Below are 20,534 nucleotides of genomic sequence, written 5' to 3' on the forward strand. Positions count from 1 at the left end.
ATTGCTTTTTTAGGCATAAATGGAATACACGCAGAAAGCGTAAATCAAAGTTCCCTGGAAAACGCCAACTCATCCAGCGGAAGTATAGAAGAAAGTTCAACAGATAATAGCTCATATGAAAGTGCGCCCAGCACCAGCAGTAGTGAAAATAACAGCAGCACGCTGACCAATACCAGTGCAGTGACCCCGACTACCAGTGTTGCCACAACCACCAGTAATTCTTCAACAACCAAAAGCACTTCCAGTGTTTCAACTACAACCAATAAGACCACTGTTCAATACTACAAAATAACAGTGAAAGTACCATACAAACACTACTACAAAAAAAAGATTAAAGTGGCTCACAAGAGATGGTACAAAAAGCGTTATAAAAAATGGTACAAAAGCTACTACAAATACAAGGGCAGATACTACTCAAAATTGAGATACACGTGGAAGTACAAGTGGGCTAGAAAGACTTACTACACTTACAAATACAAATGGACTTACCAGACCAAGTATAAAACAGTGACCAAGTACACTACCACTAAACCGGCAGCAACCGCGACCGCGAGTACTGTATCCGAAAACAGCGCTTATCTAAAACCGACTAAAAACTGTCAAGTGACAGACGGTACTATAAAGACCCAGGCCAAAGCTTTAACCAAAGGATTGACCAGCACCAAAGCCAAGGCAACCAAGATCTTCAATTATGTTCGAGATAAGGTCAAGTACAGTTTCTACTACAACAGTAAATACGGGGCAAAGAAAACTTTAAAATACAAAAAAGGTAACTGTGTAGACCAGTCCCACTTATTAATTGCTTTAATGCGTGCAGCAGGGATTAAATCCAGATACATGCACGTCAAAGGAAAATTCAGCAGTGGGAAAACCTACGGCCATGTGATTGGCGAAGTATATGTAGGTGGAAAATGGTTAAGAGCAGATGCTACAAGTTCACGTAACAGTTTAGGAACCGTAAGAAGTTGGACTCTTAAAAAACTAAACGGCAGGTACATATCACTACCGTTTTAAATTTAGGGATTAATAATCCCTATTTTTCTTATTTTTAAAATAATCCATGCTTTTGAATAATTTTTTTATATATGGAACTTTTTTCTATATTCGCTAGTTTATTAATTATTGAAAAATATTAAACATTGCCTATAATCATTTATTAAAATAATTAAATTACGAAAAATAATTAAACATTTCCCAATCACTTTATTAAAATAATAGCATATCAAAAAAATTTTTAAAACAAGCAAAATTATTAAAAAAGTATTTTTATTCTTGAAATTGTATTAACATTGCAAAATAACCTGATTTTCTCATAAAAAGGATTTTTCCAAGGAAAATAATTTTAAAATATGCTTAATATATCGCTTTAAACCATTTCAATCACCCCCTAAAGATTTCAAATAATTTAAAAGTCCAATTAAACAAGTTTGTATTAAAATATACTCTCTTAACGCTTTATAAATACTTAGTAAATATTTTTCATAGCATATGAACCATCATATCTCTCTAAAAGAAGAGGAAAATAGCAAATGTATGATAGAATATGAAAACACTGGGAAATAATCATTTAAAAACAAGGCAATTCTTAAAAAAATGCTTTTACCCGATTAATTTATTGAAATAAACTATTAAAGTATTTTTTAGTTTTATAGTTAATATGAAACCCACAAAGGACGCCCTATTCAATTTAATACCTCACCCAAGCGTCGCTTTGGCAGAATTAAATCATAAACTTTATATATTATTTTCAAGAGTATATTTTCCTATCTGTGAGGTCTTTCAATTAAATAATTGACCATTGTTCCTTGTTATAAAAAAGGGGTTTTTGGGATCTTGTAGATATGGAGGCGGTAAAATTTCGCGAAAATTAGAATTAATTTTCGTTTTTACAATATGTATTGCTTTTTTAGGAGTAAATGGAATACACGCAGAAAGCGCAAATCAAAGTTCCCTGGATAACGCCAACTCATCCAGCGGAAGTATAGGGCAAAGTTCAGCAAACAATAATTCAAGCGAATCTGACGAAGATGGCGACAATTCAGCAACCAAGACAAAATCAAGTATGAGTTTACTTGCCAGTGATCCTTCAACTAACACTGCAACTTCCAATGTTACAGTCAATAATACCAATAGTACGACGAAATATTACACAGTGACCGTGAAAGTACCATATAAGTACTGGTACAAGAAGAAGGTCAAAGTTGCCCACAAAAGATACTACAAAAAACGGTTCAAAGCAAAGTATAAACAGTACTATAAAACCTGGTATAAATACCAGGGCAAATATTATTCCAAGTGGAAATACACCTATAAATACAAATGGACCTACAAATGGGTTAAGAAGGTTTATTACACCTATAAATACAAATGGACGTATAAGATCAAGTATAAAACGGTGACTAAAACCACGACAACACCACCAAATAGCACGTCCACAGTTAATGCAGCAACCACTAGTAATTACTTAAAGTCCAGTGATAATTGTCAGGTGAGTTCTAGTACTATTCAAGCCAAAGCCAAATCTTTAACCAAGGGATTAACAACTACCAAAGCCAAGGCAACCAAGATATTTAACTGGGTAAGAGACAACCTGAAATACAGTTTCTACTACAACACCAAATACGGTGCAGTTAAAACATTAAAATACATGAAAGGTAACTGTGTAGATCACTCACACCTACTCGTTGCTTTAATGCGCGCAGCTGGGATTAAATCCAGATACATGCACGTTAAAGGAAAATTCAACAGCGGAAGTACCTACGGCCACGTTATAGCTGAGGTATACGTAGGTGGGAAATGGTTAAAAGCAGATGCCACCAGCTACCGTAACACACTGGGAACCATAAAAAGTTGGACTCTTGTTAAATTAAAAGGTAGATACACGTCACTACCCTTTTAAAATTAGGGATTAAAATTCCCTAATTTCTTATTTATTTTTTAAAAATCCACTCTTTTTTTAATAAATAACATTTATAGACAAATAATTTATAATCCAAACCCTCCTTCAGTTTTTAATAAACAAAAAATAACCTTCTAAACCCATAAAATCCAAAAACAAAGAAAAAAACCCCCAAAAACCCATAAAATCCAAAAACAAAGAAAAAGCCTCCCATAAACCCATAAAATTCAAAAACAAAGAAACAAAGAAAATTATTAAGAAATTATGTTAAAACAGATTATAATTTATTAATAAAGAACTAATACTCCTGAAATTGTATTAACCTTGTAAAAAAACCCCTATTTTCAGATAAAAAGCAATTTTCTCCAGAAAACAGTATTGAAATATTCATATATCTCTCTTTATATCTCATTAATTAGTCTAAAACTAACCCTAATATCCTATAACTTAAATCAAGCCCCAGCATAGCACATTAATTAGTTTTGTTAATTTAAAAACTCCTTAAAAATGAGTTTCATAACAAAAAACCTTTCATATTACCCCTAAGTACAAGAGTAGTAGTGAAAAAGCATTAGTGTATGAGACCACCCTGAGATCATTATCTAAACCACGAGTAATTCAGGAAAAAAGCCCTATTTGTGACTGGTTTATTGAAATAAACTGTTAATGTGTTTTTTCCTCTTAAGCGTGATATGAAACCCTTTAATGTTGCCCTATTTAATTTAATAAGCCCAAATAGTGCCTTTTTTCCAGAATGAAACCACAATCTTTATATACTATTTCCAGGTTTATATTTGTCTGTCTGTGAAGTCTTTCAATTATATTAATTGACCAATATTCCTTGTTATAAAAATAGGACTTTTTGGGGCTTCATTGATATGGAGGCGGTAAAATTTCGCGAAAATTACAGATAATTTTCGTTTTTGCAATATGCATAGCTTTTTTAAGTACGAATGCGATTTACGCCGAAAGCGTAGATGAAAATTCGTTGGAAAACGCCAATACATCCAACGAAGAATTACAACAAATTCCGACAACAAACGAAACTCAAAGTACAGCTAATAACAGTAGTACCAGTAATGAAACAACAGCAACTACCAGTACTAGTACCATGGCTAATACCAGCACTACTAAAGAACTGGCTGCAGGAACTAACGACACCAATAAGACTACTTACTATACAGTAACAACTAAAGTACCATACAAATACTGGTACAAGAAGAAAGTCAAAGTTGCTAATACCAAATACGTCAGAAAGTACGTTAAACAGCCTTATAAAAAGTACTATAAATCATGGTACAAATACAAAGGTAAGTACTATTTTAAGTGGAAATACTCTTACAAGTACAAGTGGACCTATAAATGGGTTAAGAAGGTTACTTATACCTACAAGTATAAGTGGTTTTACACTATCAAGTACAAGACAGTGACCACAACTACCACTACTCCACCAGCCAATACATCCAGTACAGTTAGCGGATCAACCAATGCTACTTCTGTGCCGGGTAGTGAATATTTAAAATCCACTACAAATTGTCAGGTGACAGATAGTACTATTAAGGCAAAAGCTGCAGCTTTAACCAAAGGATTAACATCCACCAGTGCTAAGGCAACCAAGATATTTAACTGGGTCAGAGACAACTTGAAATACAGTTTCTACTACAACACCAAATACGGTGCAGTTAATACCTTAAAGAACATGCAGGGTAACTGTGTAGATCACACACACTTGCTGATAGCTTTACTGCGTGCAGCAGGAATTAAATCCAGATACATGCACGTTAAAGCAAAATTCAACAGTGGAAGTACCTACGGTCACGTTATAGCCGAAGTATATGTGGACGGTAAATGGTTAAAAGCAGATGCCACCAGCTATAGTAACACTCTGGGAACCATTAAAAGTTGGAGTCTTGTAGAGAATAAAGGCAGATATATATCGTTGCCATTTTAGAATTAGGGAAACCTCCCTAATTTCTTATTTATTTTTTTAAAGATAAATTACAGAGATTTATTGGATTTTTTTTAATTATTTCATTATAATTTAGTTTAATTTTTAATAATTAGACCTTAAAACCCTGAAATTGTTTAATATGTATGATAAAATAGTATTAATTCAATTAAAAAGGAATAATATAAGCTGATTACCACCAGTTTGTTTTAGGTTATTTAAAAAGAAATTATTTATTTTAGCGCATTTTAGGTCAGTTTTTTTCCAAATGAAAATCATAAAATTTATATGTTTCATAATGACGTAAATATTACTATCAACGAGGTTTTCAATTAGTTAGTAAACCATTAAGTGTTTATGTTGGGGAATTAATTGGACTTTGTTGATATGGAGGAGGTAAAATCTCTCGAAAAATGCGAATAGCAGTTGTACTAGCATTATGCTTCGCTTTTTTGAGTTCCACCGCAATTTATGGAATAGACACAGAACAATCAGTTAATTTCACCGGAACCCCAAGTGAAACTGCTTTAAGCAGTATCACCGGTAATGCGGTTTCAACTGAAAATGAATCAGATTCGGTTGAAACGCCCGTTATAGTCACAAACAATTCATCAGAACTCGAAAAAGTGAATAATGATTCCGAGAAAACTCTAAATGAATCACAATATAATTCAACCATCTCCTCAAATAATAATACTACAAAAGAAGAAATAAAAGCAGCAGGGACTACATCTAGTAAAAATTCAGTGACAATCAGCATAGCCAGCATTAAAAGTGCTGCCATTACAGTTAAAGCATACATTGAAAAAAACAAGAAACTGCCCAGTTATGTTACTATCGCTAATCAGAAATTTAGTATGAGCCAATTCTTATACTTACTGGCCAAGGGAACCAGAAACCTGAATAGTGGGATAACTAGTAGTATTATATTAAAATCTGTATCCGGTCCTTCCAGTCCAAGTGGAAGTTCTAAGGTAGGGAATATAAAGAAAAGTGCATACATTACCATTGCAGGGAATGTGGCAACTTATATAGAAAAATATGGTAAAGCACCAAATTATGCCCGTAGTTCACTAGGAAATATTCAGTACCAAAAATTAATATACACACTGTCAAAGATAATAGCTTTCCATCAAACAAACAAGCGTTTGCCCCAGTATGTATCTGTAACTAGCATCTCAATTAAGATGAATTCAAGTTCAGCAGATACCAGTAGTGTTGTAAATAAAATAAACGATGCTTATGCTGGAGAAATACTTGCAAATTATTTGAAAGCTACCACCAATTGCCAGGTAAACGACGCCAATATTAAAGCTCTGGCGGCTTCTATAACCAAAGGATCGACGTCAACTTTGGATAAAGCAACCAAGATCTTTAACTGGGTCAGAGACAACCTAAAATACGATTTCTACTACAACACCAAATACGGAGCAACGAAAACTCTACAGATTAAAAAGGCAAATTGTGTAGACCATACTCACCTATTAGTGGCCTTATCCCGTGCAGCAGGATTATCTGCAAGATACGTACATGGAACATGTAAATTCAATAGTGGAAGTACATATGGACATGTCTGGGCACAGATTTATGTAAATGGAGTTTGGTACGCCGGTGATGCAACCAGTTATAACAACAAGTTAGGTACAATTAACAACTGGAATGTTTCATCTGCAGTTATAAAAGGTAAATATGTTACATTACCATTTTAAAAAACATATGAACCTTTTCTTTTTTTATTTTAGTTAAAAAGGTTGAAGGGGACTATTTTTTTATATTTTAAAAAAGTTCTTTTTTTATAACCCTGAGATTAATCCCCTATAAATCGTAATTAATAAAACCAGATATTAGTTCTACATTAATAGATCATTTAATTGATAAGTCTAAGGATATTAGTTCTACATTAATAGATCATTTAATTGATAAGTCTAAAATTAGTCCCCAAACTATAATCTAGGCGAATATTCAATCTTTTTAAAGCGAATGGTAATCTCAGTACCATTTTCACGGTTTAAGGTTAAAGTACCGCTTAGCTGGTCCACCAGACCATTGACCAGTTCCCATCCCAAACTGGTGCATGAACTTAGATCAATATCTGCAGGCATGCCCACCCCATCATCTTTAACTATTAATTGATAGCATTCAGGGTCTTTTTTAAATTCAATGTATATTTTACCTTTCCTATTATCTGGAAATGCGTGTTTTATGGCATTAGTTACCAGTTCATTGATTACAAGGCCCACGGGTATGGCCGTATCAATGGCTAGTTGAATATTTTCAGAGTTTACCTGGAAGATTACTCTTTCGCTGGAGCTATAAGTTATGGTGAGGTTTTTAACCAGCCGATTTATATAATTCAACATGTCAATTTCTGAAAAGTTTTCACTCTGATATAAACTTTCATGTACAATTGACATGGTTTTTATACGGTTCTGGCTTTCTAAGAGAATATTACGTGATTCTGGATCTTCCACTTCACTTGATTGTAATCTAAGCAAACTGGAAATGATCTGCATATTGTTTTTAACCCGGTGGTGGACCTCGCCTAATAATAATTCTTTCTCTTTTAAGGATGCCTTCATTAATTTCTCTGCTTCTTTAGTAATGGTTACATCAGATGCAGTGATTATTGCTCCATTGAATTTCTCATCTTCCACATGGGGTATGATCCATCCACTGAAATAGGCCTTTCCCGATGATAGCTGTGACTCTATGGATTCCACAAATACCGGTTTTAATTGTTCCTGAGCCTGCATATAATACTGGTAAAAATCAGGCATTCTGGAAGTGATTATCCCATTATTAATGTCTTTATTAATGATATATGATGATTGAACATTGAACATCTTCAACATTCCGTTATTAACGTACTGGACTTTATGGTCTTTATTTACAACCAGTATGCCTTCTACTATGCCATTTATAACATCCTCAAAGAATTTTTCCATATCTACGATTCGGGTTTCGAATTTTTTTCGGGTAAGATCCAGCTGGTTTAATCTATGGGCTAGCCAGATAATGATTGTAAATAGAAACCCAACTGCTAGACCTACTAATATTACTTCGCCAAAGTAGGTATTGTATAGTTCCGCCCTCTCACCCTTAGATACAAAAAAACCGATTATAGTTAAAATAATAACACTTGACGGCAGCAGTATCCGGCCCATATATGAACCAGGACTATCCCGGTGAAGCGACGCCATAATTCCCTCTTTAGGATATAGGGTCAGCAACCCAGTGCATAATATTATGTGGAGGATGCTGGTGAAAAAAGCCATTTGAGTGTAGATATTAGGATTAGGAATACTACCTAAATCCAGTAAATAAGTCATGAAACCAGTATAGGCAATTAATGCACATGAGAAAGCTATTATCTGAGCATATTTAACATATTTTTTTGCCGTTAAAAGGTATAGGGCAATACCCAGAAAAATGAATATTATAGAACTTAAAAAACGAGGCCGAGTCGGCGTCAGGTCATCTACAGATGACTGGAAGAAAAACTGGTCAAAAGGTAAGTAAATATTAAAAAGGTGCTGTAATAATGTTAAAAACCCTGCAATGAATACAATTATGGATATTATCTTCACAAGGGTGTTAATGGTTTTATTTTCCCGTCGGGTGTTTAGTAGATAGAGAGAAGTACCTAAAGCCAAAAATAATAGGGACGTGTTAAATTTTGTGGGCGGCGAATCAAAAACTATCCCCTGCAGCAGAGGAATATGGAAAACCCATCCTATAATAATTATCAGAGCAAAAGTAATCACGATTATTGAACAGATCTTTGAAAGCCGCAATGCGTCCTTAATGCGCTTATCTGAAAAATTTTCCAGTTTAATATCCCCATTTTCTGGAAATGGTTTCACTGGTTCTTTTTCCATTTTCGTTATTTCAACCACATCTCCCCACAATGATAATATGAAAATTTGACCTCATTTATTATTATTGTGTTAATACCATAATATCTTATTCCAAATGAATCATAGGATGCAGTTAAATCTAACCACATCACTGCCACAGATAAGTAAAATTATCAACACTGCTTACTTTAAAATAATTCTAATCTGATTTATCCAGATTTAGGGATGATCCTCCCTTCCAGGTGAATAAAAGGGCTACGGCACACATAACGGCAAATAGAATAAATGATACCTTTACACTGCTTATAAATGAATCCATATTAGTCGGCCCAATATTCGCAGTACCTATGTAAAGGTTCATAATCAGCAGGGCCATAGCCATGCCCATTATTTGACCCATGACCCTCATGGTACTTATGGAAGCTGAGGCCACACCGTAGTATTCTTTTTTAACAGAACTTATAACCATATTAGTATTGGGCGTTCCAAATAGAGCAAATCCTACCCCAATTAAAGCTAAAAGAATTACTATAACCCATATGCTTGTTTCCTGAGTTATTAAACTTAAAAATAGTGTGCCCAGTGCTATCAGGACCATTCCCACACCGGCGATGGTTCTGGGGTTTTTTTCATCAGATAGTCTCCCGGCATAGGAGGCGAAAAATGCGATAAATAGGGATTGTACTGCCAGGATAAGTCCTGCACTCTGGGGGTTAAAGCCCAATGCGTACTGTAAGTATAAACTAAGTAAGAAAATTATGGGGTATCCTGCAGTGTAACTTATGAGTGTGGCCAGACTATTGAAGCTGAAGGCCCTGTTTTTAAATAATTTTAAATCAAAAAGTGGGCTTGGTTCTGCTGACTCAAATTTGTAAAATATTATTCCCATTATCAACCCCACCATAATCAGGATCATTCCAAATAGATCAGGCAGTTGTGATAGTCCAATGATTAAGGGTATGATACATCCTGCCAGTATCAAGGTGCCTTTGATATCAAATTTTTCCCCTGCTGCCTCGGCCCATTCTTCTTTTAATTTTGAAACTGCATAAACTGTTAATATCCCTAAAGGTACGTTGAAAAAGAATATACTTCTCCATCCTAAATTTTCAGTGAGTATTCCTCCTAAAACCGGCCCCAGGAATAATCCAATGTATGCTCCAGTGATGGCGATTCCCAGGGCTTTTCCCCGCTCCATTACAGGGAAGACTGAGACCACTATGGCATTGACATTAGCAAATATCATGGCCGAACCAATGCCCTGGATGATCCGTAAAACCAGTACCACTTCACCAGTTGGGGAAAATCCTGCTAGAAAAGAGGATATTGTGAATAATATAATCCCCATCCTGAATATATTTTTACGGCCGTATATATCCGATAATCTTCCCAGAGGCACCAGTAAAACTGTTAAAACTAAAAGATACGCAGTGGGGATCCACCCTAAAAGAAAGGTATTCATGGATAGTTGGCTGGCCATCTCTGGTAGGGCAATGGTGATGGATGATCCCACAAAGGGTGTTAAAAATGAGGCCAGTGCTGCCAGTACCAGAGCATAGGATCTTGAGTCATTTATACTTAAAAAGTCCCTGATGGATTTCCAGTACCTGGAATTTTTTATCATAATATATTATTCTACAACTGATAATTGAAATAATTATTTTAAAAAATTGGTCTATAATAATTAAAACCATGCTATGATTTTCAGATATAATTAATTAGTTTTTAGAATCTTGGAGATTTTACAAAACTATTTTTTTGTATTCTGATTATACCAATAATGATTTTGTAAAGTAAAAACAAGGGCAATGTAAAATCTTTAAAGTAAATTTTTGATTATAATATCTAAAAACTATAATACCACCATTACACTAATAAATTATAAAATTGTAAATTGAATTTATTAAGGGGATATGATTAATGATAACTAATTTATCTGTAGTTTCTAAAACCAATAAGTCTGTCCACTGCGACCTGGAAGATGAAGTTGTAATTTTAGGTTTAGATGATGGGGTCTACTATGGACTAAACCCGGTTGGGGCCTTTATCTGGAACTATATTCAAGGACTAGTTAAAGTGGAAGATATAAAAGATGCCATCTTAGAAGAATACGACGTTGAAAAAGATGTTTGTGAAAAAGACCTCCTGGAACTACTGGAAGATCTTTTAGATAAGGGGCTTATTGAGGTTCAGGAGTAGTATTATAAAATTTTTAAACACCCTTTAACTTCAAAATTGAAACTTACAAAATAATAGTAAAACCCTATTAATATTTTATTTTTTATATAATCACTATTACCTGATAAAAATCCACAATTGATTATATGTCAACAATCCACAGCTTCTTTAAATTAGATCATACAACCAGATTACTCTTAATAAAGGCAGTTACTTTACAGTGGTTTGTTAGAATCATGCTGTGGATTTTACCATTCACTTATATTCAAAAAAGAATAGAAAACCAAAATAATAATTCCCTGGTTGACTCAGATATTCCAATAAAAAAACTAATCTGGGCAGTAAAAGTGACCAGCAGATACACTCCCAGATCAACATGTCTCACCCGTGCACTGACTGGACAAATACTCTTAGTTAGGTATCATTATTCAGGTAAGATAATGATTGGTGTATCGAAAAATGAGGGCAACTTTGAAGCACACGCATGGTTGGTCAGTGGGGAAGATATTGTTCTGGGTGAATCTGAAAAAGAATTTGTTCCCATAATGGATGTGGGTAAAAAACAGTAATGAAATAAATTTTTTATACAATTGAATACAATTTTTATACAGTTTTATAAATCAATTAATCACTGATAAATGAGTAAAATGTACGAATATAAAGCATATGGTCTCAATATACATTCTGAGATATTTCTTCCAGAACTTGCTGTTTTAAAATCAGAAAATCCTGATTTAATAATTAGAAACGGTACTTTTGATATTTACGAAGGAAAAACAGTTGTGGAAGGGGATTATTTTAGAACTACAGATCAGGCCATTTACAGGTTCTGGGATGATGTAGGTGAATTTAAGATTATAAATGGAAATGAGATTATAGTTAATCCTATTCCCCAAATCAATGATTTAGTCTTGAGGAGTTTTATTCTAGGCACTGTAATGGCATCTCTTCTTTATCAAAGAGGTTTATTTGTACTCCACTGCAGTGCAGTGAATATTGATAATCAGGTAATAGCTTTTTTAGGAAATAAGGGTTATGGAAAATCCACAACTGCAATGACATTTTATAGGGAAGGTTATCCTATTGTTGCCGACGATTATGTTGCTATAGATATGGAAAATAAAGTTCCAATGATTCAACCTGGTTTTCCCAGTTTAAGGCTGTCACATATATCACGAGAATATGGTAATTTCAACCCAGAAAAAATATATTATAATGATTATGAGATCGATAAGATCCATGTACCTGTAGTTAACAGTTTTTCATTCAAGCCCCTTCCTTTAAAAAAATTATATGTACTTCAAAGAGGAACTGAATTAAATATTAGTAATTTTAAGGGGCAAGAAGCCATAATGAAACTGGTTGAAAACACTTTTGGAATTTCAAGGTTTAAAAAATCGGATTATCCCGAGCATCTTAAACAATGCGCATCACTATTAAATCAAGTTGATATTTCTCTTTTAGAGGTACCTGAATCCCTGGAAGAACTTTATAAAGTGGTTAGATTAATTAAAAAAGATATAGGGTAGATGAATAATTTAATTTGTGAGTCCATACTATGAGTGCAATTACAGGAATATTCTACAGAGATGGGAGAAAAGTTGATCCTGACCTCATTAAAAAGATGAATGATAAACTCTCACATCGTGGTCCTGATGGATCTGACATTTGGTGTGAAGGATCTGTGGCACTGGGCCATCAGATGCTCTGGACAACACCCGAATCACTTCATGAAAAATTACCCTTTGAAGAGGACGGGCTGGTGATTACTGCAGATGCCCGTATTGATAACCGCGATGAATTATCAGAAGAATTAGAAATACCTGATGAAGAACACATTTCCGATAGTTATTTTATTTTAAAGGCCTATCAGAAGTGGGGTGAAGATTGCCCTGATAAGTTACTGGGTGATTTTGCCTTTGCCATCTGGGACCAGAATAAAAAGAAGTTGTTTTGTGCCCGGGACCACATGGGCGTAAAGCCTTTTTACTATTATTTAGATGATGAAAAATTTGTTTTTGGGACGGAAATAAAGGCTATCCTATCAATCTCTTCAATTCATTTTAATTTAAATGAAAAAAAACTATTACTATATCTAACAAAAGAATTAATGGATTATACTCAAACATTCTATGAGAAAATTTATTGTTTACCAGCTTCACATTTCTATTTAATCAATACAAAAAAAGATACAATATCTAAATATTGGGAACTCAACCCAAAAATGAAAACACTGCTAGGTTCCGAAGAAGAATATAAAAAAGCTTTTCTTAACATTTTTTCTGAAGCTATTCGCTGTCGCATTAGAAGTAGTTTTCCTATAGGATTTAATCTAAGCGGAGGACTTGATTCTTCTTCTATTGTGTGTACAACAAGAAAAGTATTAATGGATAAAAAAGATGTTAATATTGAATTTATTAATACTTTTTCCACAGTCTACAATGAAATTCCAGAATCCGATGAAAGATATTATATTTCAAAAGTTTTAGAAAATGATAAAATTAAATCTAATTTTTTATTTGGAGATAATAACAGCCCATTAAAAGATATTGAAAATATATTATGGTTTCAAGATCAGCCATTTATTTCTCCCCATATTGTTAATGACCTTCAGCTTTATCGGAAAATGAAAAGCCAAGGAATTCGTGTTAATTTAAGTGGAGATGGTGGAGACGAAATTATTTCACATGGAGGAAACTATTTAAGAGAATTGCTTTTTTCTTTTAAATTAAAAAAATTTCTAAAAGAATTATATGAATATTCAAATAGAGATAATTATAGTAAATTTAAGATTATATTTTCAGAAGTTATTCTCACTTTAATTCCATATTCTTTAAAAAAATATATTAGATTAATTTTTAAAAGAAATAAAATTTCTATAGTGAATGAAAAACTTTTAAAAGAATTTGAAATTAATAAATTTGATCTTGATGATCTTTTAGACTACTTAAGCAAACTTGATACAAAAAAATATCATTATTTCACAATCAATAACCCACTTAACCAAACAATATTTGGGATAATGAATAGAAGTTCAGCCAGATATAATATAGAAGGAAGATACCCTTTTTTTGATAAACGTCTAGTGGAGTTTTGTTATTCTCTTCCAACAGAAATGAAAATAAAATATGGTTGGGATAGATACATAATGCGTATTTCAATGAATAATATACTTCCACCTGAAATCCAATGGCGCCAAAAAAAAGCTGATTTAAATCATGTATATAAAAGGAATATCATACTATTCGAAAAACCCACTATCGAAAAAATAATATATAATACTAAAACCATTCAAAAATATTTAGATACGAAAAAAATTCAAAAAAGTTATGAAAAATATAAATTAAATAATAAAAAAAGTTTATTTGATATTTGGCTAGTTTTAGTAGCATATTTTTGGCTTAAATCAAAAAATTTTGAAATAGATGATTAAATTTAAATCGGCATTTTTTTAGCTAGCACTACTTTGAGCATCACTTCCATCAAACCCTTTAAGTGGGCTAGCTTTGGTAATATGAGTTATATCACCATATTTTTTTAATTCTGGTTTATTATAATTCTTCTTATCCATAAAAACACCTCATTATATAATAATAAAATAATTAGATTAAATAATCTAATAACTATTTTATCAATTTACTAGGATATATGTTTGCATAGAATCGTTTGCTGTGAACCAATCGTATTGTGTTGCTATTCCTGAACGATAAGCACGGTTAGTAATTTGAGTTCCAGATACAGCATCAACTCTAGCAATTATAGTTAAAGTAGCTTCCGTGTTATTATTCAAATTAGAAATACTCCAAATACCCGTCGACAAATCATAACTTCCTAAACTTAGTGTGAAACCGGTATTAATATCTAATGAACCTACATACAAACTATCAGGTATCATATTTGTAATATTAATCCCCGTAGCATTACTTGGACCATTATTTTTTACTTTAACAGTGATAGTCACATAATCTCCTTGTTGAGGATTAGTATTATTCACTGTCTGATCAACCTGAATATCCGCAGCAGGAGAAATAATCAAATTCCTAACCCTAGTTTTAGTAGCACCAATATTATTTTGATCACAACTCACAATAGTCGAATTAAGACTAAAATCAGAAGTTCCACTACCCACTTTCAGAGATTCTAATAAAACTGAAAAAGAAGCATAAGAACCTGAAGAAGTTCCATTACCACCCTCCAATATATCAATCACCCACGTGAAAGTATTAGTATCTTCATCAAAACTTAAAGTACCCGGCTGAATCAAATTATAACTAATAACTTTAAACGCTTTTCCAATAACATACTTAACCACAATATTCGTAGCAGCCGTATTACCCAAATTATTCACCTGAGCCAACATAACAACCTGCTGCTTATAATTATAAGTATAAACACCCGGAAGCCACGCATAATTAGTCACAGACAAAGTCACATTATTAGTAGATGACTTGCTGCTTGCATTTACAGTTATATTTATAATGGAAGCGTCGTTTGCTGTGAACCAATCGTATTGTGTTGCTATTCCTGAACGATAAGCACGGTTAGTAATTTGAGTTCCAGATACAGCATCAACTCTAGCAATTATAGTTAAAGTAGCTTCCGTGTTATTATTCAAATTAGAAATACTCCAAATACCCGTCGACAAATCATAACTTCCTAAACTTAGTGTGAAACCGGTATTAATATCTAATGAACCTACATACAAACTATCAGGTATCATATTTGTAATATTAATCCCCGTAGCATTACTTGGACCATTATTTTTTACTTTAACAGTGATAGTCACATAATCTCCTTGTTGAGGATTAGTATTATTCACTGTCTGATCAACCTGAATATCCGCAGCAGGAGAAATAATCAAATTCCTAACCCTAGTTTTAGTAGCACCAATATTATTTTGATCACAACTCACAATAGTCGAATTAAGACTAAAATCAGAAGTTCCACTACCCACTTTCAGAGATTCTAATAAAACTGAAAAAGAAGCATAAGAACCTGAAGAAGTTCCATTACCACCCTCCAATATATCAATCACCCACGTGAAAGTATTAGTATCTTCATCAAAACTTAAAGTACCCGGCTGAATCAAATTATAACTAATAACTTTAAACGCTTTTCCAATAACATACTTAACCACAATATTCGTAGCAGCCGTATTACCCAAATTATTCACCTGAGCCAACATAACAACCTGCTGCTTATAATTATAAGTATAAACACCCGGAAGCCACGCATAATTAGTCACAGACAAAGTCACATTATCATATATACGAATATTTGTATTTTGCATTTCATTATCTAAGCTAACTGATATATTTGGCAAACCTGTATTTATAGCAGTGAAACGAGAATTTGATAATCCGTTTCTCAAAATATCAAGTTCAGGGTTAATTACACCTAATGTATGATCCGTAGTATTAAATAAAATACTAATCCCATCAGGAACATGGCCCAGACTACTGGTATCAACTCCCAGATTATTGTGTATTAAATCAGCTGTAATGGTTGAAGTTCCACCTACAGCTACTACATTTGGGCTTGCACTAACAGTCAAAACCAACCAGGTACTAACATCCACACCAGTAGATACTTTACTACTTGGATCTGCATTACTGCCCCACCAGTTATTGGTAGCATCCACTGCTCCAGATGTACTATTTATTAGAATTCCGCTGCCAATGATCCTATTGAAGTGTATTTCTGCATTTCCAGTGTTGTAAATCGCACTTCCGGTTCCGGTTGCAGTATTATTTAATAAATTACATCCAGTAATAGTCAAATTTCCGGCATTGTTGATTGCTCCACCATTTCCATTTGCTCTACCATTTTGTAAAGTCAAATTGGTAATGCTCACTGTAGAGCCATCAGTGATATCAAAGATTCTTCCCAGTGATTGTGCATCAATGATGGTAGAGTTAGCTCCAGATCCTACAATGTTTATATTTTTATCTATGGTTACATCGTAGTTTCCAGCTCCTGTGTAAGTTCCACTTAATATGGTTAATGTTCCACCTGGTGCTGTCATTTCAACTGCTTTTTTAATGGTTGCATATGGTTTTGCTGCACTTCCATCTCCTTCACTGTCACTACCTGTTGGAGATACATAAATATGCTCTCCTAATATGTCAATATCTGTACTTACTGTTGGGCTTCCAGTTGCATTTACAACAGCAGTTCCAGAGGGTGATGTGGCTGTGAATGTGGTTGTTGCAACCCCATTGACCATCACAGAACTTCCAGGATTTACTGTACCTAAAGTACTGCTGAAAGATATAACTATTCCATCAGGAACATGTCCAGATGAAGGGTTGTAGTATACTCCATTTTGATTATGGGTTAGGTCTGCTGTAATGAGTGAGGTTTCACCAGTTTGTACGATATTTGGTGATGCTGTTACTCTTAGAACTAACCATGTACTGACATCAACATTTCCACTTACTTTACTACTTGGATTATCATTGGAAACCCACCAGTTTACTTTGGCATCGACTGAACCACTTGGGCTGGCAATGACATTGCCGGTTCCATTAATTTTGTTGAAGTGCATGATTAGGTTTCCAGTGTTGTAAATGGTTCCTCCAGTTCCAGTTGCAGTATTATTTAGTAGATTATTTTCAGTTAAGGTTAGGTTTCCTGCATTGTTTATAGCTCCACCATTTCCAGTGGCACTGGCATTAGCTAAAGTTAGTCCGGAGATACTTGCAGTATTTCCACTGGTTATATTGAATATTCTACCGATTTCTTGAGCATTAATAATAGTAGTACTTGCACCAGACCCTGCAATAGTCACATTTTTATTTATAACTAGATCGTGTTCATTGTAGGTTCCACTGGCAATTTGTATGGTTCCTCCAGGGTAAACTCCTGCTATTCCTGCACTAATTGTTTTAAATGGATGTTCAGCACTGCCGTCTCCGGTAGCGTCATTTCCATCAGGTGATACATAGACTTCATCCCTGCCAATGGTAATTGATGCACTGACGGTTTGGTTATCAGAAGTTGCATTGACCACGGCAATTCCGGGTTTAGGTCCTGCTGTGAAAGTTACAATCACTCTACCATTTACTGTGGTGCCTGAGCTCACATTTCCCAGTGTTCCCACAAATCCTATTGGTATTCCATCAGGTATGTGTCCCTGGCTGGAGGTATCTGCTCCAGTGTTATCGTGAGTTACATCAGCTGTAACTGTGGAAGTGTTTCCTACTTTAATTAAAGTAGGTGAAGCACCTACTGTTAGAACCAGCCATCTGCTGACATTCACATTACTTGAAACATTACTACTTGGATTAGAATTATTTCCCCACCAGTTGTTGGTGGCATTTACAGTATTAGTGGTACTGTATATTACAACTCCATTTCCAATTATCCGGTTGAATGTGATATTGGCATTTCCCGTATTGTATATTGTTTTTCCATTACCTGTTGCAGTGTTATTTAATAAGTTACATTCAGTAAGAGTCAGATTACCTGCATTGTTTATGGCTCCACCATTTCCAGTTATACTACCATTTGCTAGGGTTAATCCAGAAATTCTAACTGTGGATCCACTGGTTATGTTAAAGAAGTTTCCCTGTAATTGTGCATTGAGTATTGTGGAACTTGCACCTGATCCAACAATAGTCATGTTTTTGTTGATTACAATATTCCGGTCACTTGAACTATTGTATGTTCCATTTAAGATATGAACGGTTCCTCCAGGGTAAACCCCGGCTATTCCTGCACTTATAGTCTGGAATGGATTGCTTGAGCTTCCGTCTCCAGTAGTATCGCTGCCCGTGGGTGAAACGTAAACATCATCCCGACCAATAGTTATGTTCGTATTTACAGTTTGACTGTCCACAGCAGCACTTACATTTGCCACTCCTGGCTTGGAACCTGCAGTGAAAGTTGAAGTTGCCACTCCATTTACCATACTTCCATCTGGAATTGTTCCTAGGGTACCACTGAAATCTACTATTATTCCATCGGGAACATGTCCTGATGCAGGGTTATAATAAGTTCCTGCATTGTCATAGGTTAAGGTGGCAGTTACTGTTGAAGTTCCACCAACTTTTATCAAATTAGGGTTAGCATTTATCTTTAAGACTAACCAAGTAGTGGCATTAACATCATTGTTTACTTTTCCTGCAGCTAGTGGAGTGCTGCCTTCCAGGTTAGTCCCCCACCAGTTGTTTTGTGCATTTAAAACCCCACTAGATCTATATACATCTGTTCCAGAATTTCCAACTATCCTGTTGAAGTGAAGTTCAGAAGTACCGGCATCATTGTAAAGAGCCCCGCCAGTAGTTGCACTATTATAAAGTAAATTAGATTCAGTTACAGTTAAAATGGATCTTCCATTGTTATAATTATTTAAGGCTCCCCCTTGAGTAGCACTGTTACTGGTGAAGTTTGATTTGCTGATGGTTAAAATTCCCCAGTTACGAATCGCACCACCGTAGATTCCTACATTACTGGTAAATGATGTATTGGTTATCGTCGCGGAGTTTGCAGAAGTACCTGCATTGGTCCATATTGCTCCTCCGTGTTGTCCCTGATTACTGGTAAATGTACAGTTTGTGATAACTAAATTCATTCCAATATTAGTAGTACTATCTCCTTGACATATAGCACCACCAGCACCATTATTATTCATAGATGCTGTGTTACTTGTAAAAGAACTATTGGTGATTATTAAACCGTTATTACTGTAAATTGCACCACCATCAGAGCTCCCAGTATTACTGGTGAATTTACTACCGGTTATTGTTAAAACACCATTAGCATAAATAGCCCCGCCGCTAGCTGCAGCATTACTCGTGAAATTACAGTTATTTATAGTTAATGTCCCAGTACTGTAAATTGCGCCCCCATTACCATCTGCACGGTTATTACTGAAAGTACAATTATTTAATATTAGAGTACCCGAGCTAGTAATAGCTCCTCCATTCCTATTAGTGTTTCCGTTGATGAAATCTATGTTATTGAAAGTAACCGTACAACCAGAACTAACAGTAACCCTGCGAGCTGAATTACTACCACTTATAGTGGCACGGCCATTGTCAAGAACATCGAAACTCAAATTTTTACTGACAGTAAATGTTTCTGTAAAAGTTGCGCCACTTTCTAACATAATTGTATCGCCATCTTGAGCATAGTACATAGCCCAATAAATTGAACTAAAAACATATCCTGCAGGATAGAATCCTCTCGCTACTGGAACCCCATTTCTCCAAATCTGTGGATCAGGAGCAGTAGAATCTGTTCCCATCGTTGTAGTCGATTGAGTACTTTCTGAAGAATTTGAATTAGTTTCTTTACTTGGCAATCCATCTTCAGTCACATTTGATCCGTAGTTTTCCATTGAATTTTGATTATTTGTCTGTGATTCATTTAATTGGATGGAATTTGACGTGGTTAAACCATCCGTATCAAAATTATCAGTATCATTTGCTGCAGCTACTGTTGAAGCACCACAAATGATCATTGCAAAGACAATTGTTATCAAAATTGCAAATAATCTTCTTTGCATTATTTATTCACCTTCCCATTATCTCCCAATTTGTTATTTGATTAGTTTTAAATTTAAAATCCGAATTCATAGAAAAATTGTTTTGTTGTGAAAAAATTCACGTGATAGTTGAAAGTCGCTGATTTTTAGTGATTAAATACA

The 20,534-nt window shown here is 34.4% G+C and carries 11 protein-coding genes; 8 read left to right on the forward strand and 3 right to left on the reverse strand.

Annotated elements, in window-relative coordinates:
• Window positions 1–180: 180 nt before the first annotated feature.
• From MXE27_RS02180 to MXE27_RS02195, 4 genes are all read left to right on the forward strand, one after another.
• Window positions 181–1,014 (forward strand): transglutaminase-like domain-containing protein, encoded by an 834-nt coding sequence (locus MXE27_RS02180; RefSeq protein ID WP_248610758.1) that lies wholly within the window; start codon window positions 181–183, stop codon window positions 1,012–1,014.
• Between the two features lie 811 nt (window positions 1,015–1,825).
• On the forward strand, window positions 1,826–2,899 hold the full coding sequence (locus MXE27_RS02185; RefSeq protein WP_248610759.1) for a transglutaminase-like domain-containing protein: 1,074 nt from the start codon (window positions 1,826–1,828) through the stop codon (window positions 2,897–2,899).
• A 988-nt stretch (window positions 2,900–3,887) separates the two neighbouring features.
• On the forward strand, window positions 3,888–4,850 hold the full coding sequence (locus MXE27_RS02190; RefSeq protein ID WP_248610760.1) for a transglutaminase-like domain-containing protein: 963 nt from the start codon (window positions 3,888–3,890) through the stop codon (window positions 4,848–4,850).
• A 410-nt stretch (window positions 4,851–5,260) separates the two neighbouring features.
• On the forward strand, window positions 5,261–6,556 hold the full coding sequence (locus MXE27_RS02195) for a transglutaminase domain-containing protein (protein WP_248610761.1): 1,296 nt from the start codon (window positions 5,261–5,263) through the stop codon (window positions 6,554–6,556).
• A gap of 234 nt (window positions 6,557–6,790) precedes the next feature.
• Here MXE27_RS02195 and MXE27_RS11975 read toward each other — a convergent pair whose 3' ends face one another.
• Window positions 6,791–8,743, reverse strand: a complete 1,953-nt coding sequence (locus MXE27_RS11975; RefSeq protein ID WP_248610762.1) for a sensor histidine kinase — start codon at window positions 8,741–8,743, stop codon at window positions 6,791–6,793.
• A gap of 160 nt (window positions 8,744–8,903) precedes the next feature.
• Window positions 8,904–10,328: an MFS transporter gene (locus MXE27_RS02205; protein ID WP_248610763.1), complete on the reverse strand. Its 1,425-nt coding sequence runs from the start codon at window positions 10,326–10,328 to the stop codon at window positions 8,904–8,906.
• Between the two features lie 296 nt (window positions 10,329–10,624).
• On the opposite strand from MXE27_RS02205, the gene MXE27_RS02210 reads away from it, so the two are divergent.
• The 4 genes from MXE27_RS02210 to MXE27_RS02225 all read left to right on the forward strand — a co-directional run bounded on the left by MXE27_RS02210 (window position 10,625) and on the right by MXE27_RS02225 (window position 14,315).
• On the forward strand, window positions 10,625–10,903 hold the full coding sequence (locus MXE27_RS02210; protein ID WP_248610764.1) for a PqqD family protein: 279 nt from the start codon (window positions 10,625–10,627) through the stop codon (window positions 10,901–10,903).
• 125 nt (window positions 10,904–11,028) lie between these two features.
• Window positions 11,029–11,451: a lasso peptide biosynthesis B2 protein gene (locus MXE27_RS02215; RefSeq protein WP_248610765.1), complete on the forward strand. Its 423-nt coding sequence runs from the start codon at window positions 11,029–11,031 to the stop codon at window positions 11,449–11,451.
• A gap of 69 nt (window positions 11,452–11,520) precedes the next feature.
• Window positions 11,521–12,411 (forward strand): phosphoenolpyruvate carboxykinase (ATP), encoded by an 891-nt coding sequence (locus MXE27_RS02220; protein ID WP_248610766.1) that lies wholly within the window; start codon window positions 11,521–11,523, stop codon window positions 12,409–12,411.
• Between the two features lie 29 nt (window positions 12,412–12,440).
• Window positions 12,441–14,315, forward strand: a complete 1,875-nt coding sequence (locus MXE27_RS02225; protein ID WP_248610767.1) for a lasso peptide isopeptide bond-forming cyclase — start codon at window positions 12,441–12,443, stop codon at window positions 14,313–14,315.
• A gap of 198 nt (window positions 14,316–14,513) precedes the next feature.
• Here MXE27_RS02225 and MXE27_RS02230 read toward each other — a convergent pair whose 3' ends face one another.
• The gene (locus MXE27_RS02230) at window positions 14,514–20,393 is read right to left on the reverse strand and encodes a beta strand repeat-containing protein (protein WP_248610768.1); all 5,880 of its coding nucleotides are present in this window, start codon (window positions 20,391–20,393) and stop codon (window positions 14,514–14,516) included.
• Between the last annotated feature and the right edge of the window lie 141 nt (window positions 20,394–20,534).

The sequence above is a fragment of the Methanobacterium alcaliphilum genome (genome assembly GCF_023227715.1).
In the GTDB taxonomy this organism is placed as follows: domain Archaea; phylum Methanobacteriota; class Methanobacteria; order Methanobacteriales; family Methanobacteriaceae; genus Methanobacterium_E; species Methanobacterium_E alcaliphilum.

Coding starts and splice junctions, on each gene's coding strand:
- MXE27_RS02195 (WP_248610761.1), top strand. CDS start 5,261: ATGCGAATAGCAGTTGTACTAGCATTATGCTTCGCTTTTTTGAGTTCC.
- MXE27_RS02205 (WP_248610763.1), bottom strand. CDS start 10,328: ATGATAAAAAATTCCAGGTACTGGAAATCCATCAGGGACTTTTTAAGT.
- MXE27_RS02210 (WP_248610764.1), top strand. CDS start 10,625: ATGATAACTAATTTATCTGTAGTTTCTAAAACCAATAAGTCTGTCCAC.
- MXE27_RS02215 (WP_248610765.1), top strand. CDS start 11,029: ATGTCAACAATCCACAGCTTCTTTAAATTAGATCATACAACCAGATTA.
- MXE27_RS02220 (WP_248610766.1), top strand. CDS start 11,521: ATGAGTAAAATGTACGAATATAAAGCATATGGTCTCAATATACATTCT.
- MXE27_RS02225 (WP_248610767.1), top strand. CDS start 12,441: ATGAGTGCAATTACAGGAATATTCTACAGAGATGGGAGAAAAGTTGAT.
- MXE27_RS02230 (WP_248610768.1), bottom strand. CDS start 20,393: ATGCAAAGAAGATTATTTGCAATTTTGATAACAATTGTCTTTGCAATG.